The sequence below is a fragment of the Streptomyces sp. NRRL F-5630 genome (assembly GCF_000719475.1).
In the GTDB taxonomy this organism is placed as follows: domain Bacteria; phylum Actinomycetota; class Actinomycetes; order Streptomycetales; family Streptomycetaceae; genus Streptomyces.
This window is the reverse complement of sequence record NZ_JOGO01000145.1, coordinates 1-4,469: the sequence shown is the minus strand read 5'-3', so window position 1 is coordinate 4,469 and position 4,469 is coordinate 1. Positions and strand designations below refer to the sequence as shown.

4 protein-coding genes are annotated in these 4,469 nt (G+C 67.3%); all 4 read right to left on the bottom strand.

Annotation, left to right across the window (positions count from 1 at the left end):
* Window positions 1-168: 168 nt before the first annotated feature.
* Entirely contained in the window at window positions 169-738 is a 570-nt protein-coding gene (locus IF99_RS0129875; protein WP_234340919.1) for an SMI1/KNR4 family protein, read from the bottom strand.
* A gap of 100 nt (window positions 739-838) precedes the next feature.
* Window positions 839-1,087, bottom strand: a complete 249-nt coding sequence (locus IF99_RS33110) for a hypothetical protein (protein ID WP_234340918.1) — start codon at window positions 1,085-1,087, stop codon at window positions 839-841.
* A 124-nt stretch (window positions 1,088-1,211) separates the two neighbouring features.
* Complete coding sequence (locus tag IF99_RS0129865) at window positions 1,212-1,460, bottom strand: hypothetical protein (RefSeq protein WP_158716682.1); 249 nt, start codon at window positions 1,458-1,460, stop codon at window positions 1,212-1,214.
* A gap of 1,274 nt (window positions 1,461-2,734) precedes the next feature.
* Complete coding sequence (locus tag IF99_RS0129860; protein ID WP_051703767.1) at window positions 2,735-3,940, bottom strand: low temperature requirement protein A; 1,206 nt, start codon at window positions 3,938-3,940, stop codon at window positions 2,735-2,737.
* Window positions 3,941-4,469 lie beyond the last annotated feature (529 nt).

Below are 4,469 nucleotides of genomic sequence, written 5' to 3'. Positions count from 1 at the left end.
GCCGGAACAGCGTCCACAACTCCTCCGGCACCAGACGCTCCACCAGATCAGCCATGCACGGCTCAACGAGCGACTACGCCAATAGAAACGGCCTCTAAGGGTGAAATGACGCAATTGCAGGGACGTAACCCTTGCACCAAGCGTCCGCGGGGGCCTTCCCCTTGTTCCTCAGCCGAGTGTGACGCAGCCATCCTGGATCCGCTGACTGGTTTCCTCTGGACCAAGGATTCGCTCCAGGTCCTCAAGGACCGAGGCGAAGAATTCCGACAGGTCCGGGAAGATATCCATGGTCTCTACGTCGCCGTCACTCCACAGCCCCACCGCGCCTGTCTCCGCGTCAATGAAAAAGCCATACATCTCACCACACTCATAAGACTCGGCGGCGAAAGGAATCCACTCCTTCCTCCAATAGCCCTCATCCTCGTTCGGACCAGGCATCATCTGATAATGCAGGCGCTCGATACTCGACAGGGGAAGCAGCGCCCATCCGCCGGCGAGGAACTCGCCTTCCGGGCAGGAGCCCGTCAGGCCGTTCGACCTATCGAGCCGGGTGACGGTCCCATCGTTGATCTTCAGATAGGCACGCAGAAACTCTGGGAACCGAACACCCATCTTCTCCTCGACAGCGGCGATCTCCTCCTCGTTCGCCGCAGCACCCAGAGCACGGTGACTGACCGGGGCATGCTCAAGCAGCCAGGAAACAACCCGCTGCCACGCCTCACCTATATCACTCGGCACGCATACCTCCATCAACTTCTACTCATCACGCTGGGACATCTGCTGGGACAGGGGAAATACCGCCCCCGCGCCACAAGCAGATTCCAGGGCAACGGCCAGTTCAGCCCACACCGTACCCTCGGCTGTCTGTGCCGACATCTTGATCAGAAAGCCATGGGCTCTCGTCCAGGACGTAGCGGACGTGCGGGCCGCAGAAGTAGCCGCAGACGATGTGGGGCTGGCGCTGGTGCCGATGGAAGAAGCGGCGTGTTTCGGCGCCGGGTTGGGTCTGGTTCCGGGACCGGTGCTGCTTGGGCAGGCTGTGCTTGAGCTCGGCGTTGACCAGCTCGTCAGGGTTCAGGTCGGGCAAGGACGAGGGCAGGAAGCGCAGCTCGACGGCGCCGGGGTGAGCCGCCCGTAAAGGACGGCCGCCCGCATCAAGTATCTGACGCCGAGCGGCCGCCCTTCAGGGGCTCGTTGCTTGATCCGGAAACCTAGAGGATCAGACCAAGGATACCTCCGAGAAAGATCATGCCACCGATCACCGTGAAACCCAGGCCGATGACCAAGGTGATGGCACGTGCCGTTCTCGGTTCCATGGGTTTGAGACCGGTTGGCTCGCGCGACCAGTTGACCAGGCTGTTCGTACTGTCCTTGGCAGACCGAAGCAGACCTACGCCGCAAAGGATCGCCATAGGCCCCCCGATGAGGGCGACGAGGACTTCCTCAGAAGGAGAGCTCATGTCGGGCATCCCTCTCGCTTGGGATCAGTGCGCCGTTCATCAGCTCTTGATCCAGGTGCAATTCGGCCCACCAGTGAGCTCGCGGGGAAAGGCTGCGCCCCCTGCACCAGCGAAAAGATCTCCACGCGATCTCCCTTTTTGAGTTCCGGCCACGCCCGTCGGCCATGCCGCAATGGCCGCTGGCTCGCGCCTGCACTTTCTTCCATACGGACCCCTTTACCTCTCAATTTACCGCAAGAGCCGACGCTACCTTGCGTCAAGTCTGCGGGAAAGGAGCCGCCGGGGGACCCCCGGCTTAGCCCGCCAGAAAAAGACGGCGGCGGGCGACATCTACTATCGACCGTCCACACAGACGAGGATTGGACATTTTTGGCCGCCGCCGACTCCGATATTGAAGCCAATATTTCCGCAGGCTTCGAGCACCTGGTCGCACCCCATGAATTTTCGCGACTCTTGGACTTGCCCGGCGGGATCGGCTGACGTAAACGCGTCCATGAATATTGCTGTGAGCAATCCGCTCCATTTCCCACGGGGCGTAGACCGATGTGGGCGCGCTGGGTGAGGGGGTTGTTGTGGGCGTAGGGGTAGGCGTTCGCCTGGGCCGGTCGTCTTCGTCGGTGATGGGGGCGGATGTGTCAGGACGGACCCGCCTCGGGACGGGGGCGTGCGGTTGGGCCTGTGCAGGGTGGTGAACTCCGGACCGCGAAGCGGCCGGGTGTCCGTCCACGGAAAGCTGTGTTCGCTGCGGAAGTGGTGAACGGCCACCAAGTCGTAGCTGGGCGACTGGTAGCGCCATGCGGTTCCCGCGGGTGAGAGCCCTCCGTGCGACTGGTCGGAGGGGGCGTGGAGGTTTCCCCCGTCAGAAGCGGCCGGGCAGGGCGAATGGCAGATCAGTCACGTGCCTCCTCCTTCCTCAGATTCGTACGCTCGTCCGTGATGACGTTAACGACCGGCCGTCGTTGCCTCGCGCGCGTCGCTCGCCCGCGAACGGATGGGCGGCCGGTCCTCGTGCGACCCCGTCGCGCCCTGCACGCCCGGCTGCCCATGTGGTCCTCATAGTTGTGCGGGACCGTAGCCGAAGGGGACGTACCCGGTGCGTCTGCCTGGGCGTCCACGGTTGCCGGGCCCGGGCGGGACGACGCGGTGGCGGGGAAGGGGGTTCTGCCTCGTCGAGCGTTTGGGGGCTGCCGCGCCGGGCGAGGGGGTGCCGCGTGCTCAGGGGGGCCGGTCGCGTGTGTTTCGGCAGCGCGGCTGGTCGCCGGGGGCGATGGCTCTCAGGCGTCGTTCGGGAGGCCGGTCCGCTCGGGTCGTGCCAGGTGTCCCAGCAGACTCCATCCTGCGGCGGCGACCAGCGACCACACCACCACGGGCGTGGGCAGCCCGCCCCCGAAGAGGCCGATCGCCAGGGAGAGCACCAGCGGCGGCAGCAGACGACCGAGGAGCCTGCCCCATTCGCCCGGGGTCTGGGCCGTCCGCCGGGGAACGAGCGCGGCGACCACGGCGAGGACGAAGTACACCGAGAGGCTCGCGCACAGGACCCAGCGGCCACCAGTCGGTAGTTGACCGTGCCGGTGCTCCATGGCTGCGCCGAGGCCGGCGGCCAGGGCGGTGAGCGTTCCGTTGGTGACCCAGTGCAGGAAGAGCACCAGGCGCGGGGCGAGGACGGACTCGCGCAGGTTCGGGACGCCGCCGTATCCGTGGACGAGCGAGAGCTGCCACAGGGCCACCAGGAGCAAGAAGGCCGCGAGGCCCGAGAATTCGAGAGCGTGGTCCCAGCCCGCCTCGGAGGCCACGTCCACCAGCTGGACGACGCTCTCGCCGAGCACGATGAGGGTGAACAGGCCGAGCCGCTCGCCCAGGTGCACCGGATCGACCTGGGCGAGGGTGAGGGTGGGCGAGTGGCCGGTCCGTTCGTTGCGGCGGGCCTCGGCGTCCGCCTGACGTTTGCGGGCGGAGGCGCTGAGCGTGGTCCACAGGTCGATGGCCAGGCCGGCGGCCCACAGCCAGTAACGCGCCGGCCCGTCGACCCAGATGGAGACGAGCCAGGGCGTCACACCCGCGGTGAACTGCCCGATCGGCCACTCCTCCAGCATCTTCCCGCTGCGTCGCCAGGCCCTTCGTGCCACCAGGCGCAGCAGCACGTAGGTGATAGCGAACGCCTGCTGGTGCTCTCCCTCGTGGACGCCCGCCACCGACGCGGCCAGGACGGCCATGCCGAGCATGCCCAGCAGCATGGTCCACGTGCGTGCCCGGTCGCCGATGACGTTGCCGTAGACGGTGAAGCACATCCAGATCATCCAGAACGCCAGGAAGAGGAGGATGAACAACCCGACGTCGGGCAGGGACGGCCTGCCGTGCAAGAGGTGCGCCAGCTGTGCGGTGCCGGCCACGACGATGAGGTCGAAGAAGAGTTCCAGCCACGACGCGTGGCGGTCCTCGGCGGTGGACTGCTGCGACTGTTCGCTCTCTGGTTCTCGCACGTCCGCCACCCTAGACATCACGCGGAGCCGGACGGCAGCTCGGGGTGCGGCGGCACCGGCCAGGTTCTCTGTGTCGCGTCCCGGCACGTTGGTGGCACGTGTGCCGGGTGCGTGAACGGGTCAGGGCCCTCTGGGGCCGGTGGGGATCGCGCCATCTACCGACCACCGACCGCCGGAGGCCCTCGCGGCCCACCGCAAGGCTCCCGGACAACGACGGGGAGACTGCGTCCGGTCCGGTGCTCGCGGACGAGGCCGGCCGCCGCGGCGGGCGGCAGGCGGCAGGCGGCAGGCGGCAGGCGGCACGCGGCAGGCCGCAGAACGTTTCCAGCTCACCCCCGCCACCGCCGCACGCCGAGCCGACCGCTACCGCGCCATGGGCCCGCCGCTACCGCACGCAGGGCCAGCCACTACTACGCCCCCGAGCCAGGCCGGAAGGGGTGCTCCCCAGCGGCCCTCACCATCGGCCCCGCCCCCCGACCACCCCCGAGGAACACACCGCCCCCCCCCGCCGCGAGCCCCACCCCAGCCC

Excerpts from the sequence above, each read along its gene's own strand:
- IF99_RS0129865 (WP_158716682.1), bottom strand. The coding sequence starts at position 1,460 with ATGAGCTCTCCTTCTGAGGAAGTCCTCGTCGCCCTCATCGGGGGGCCT.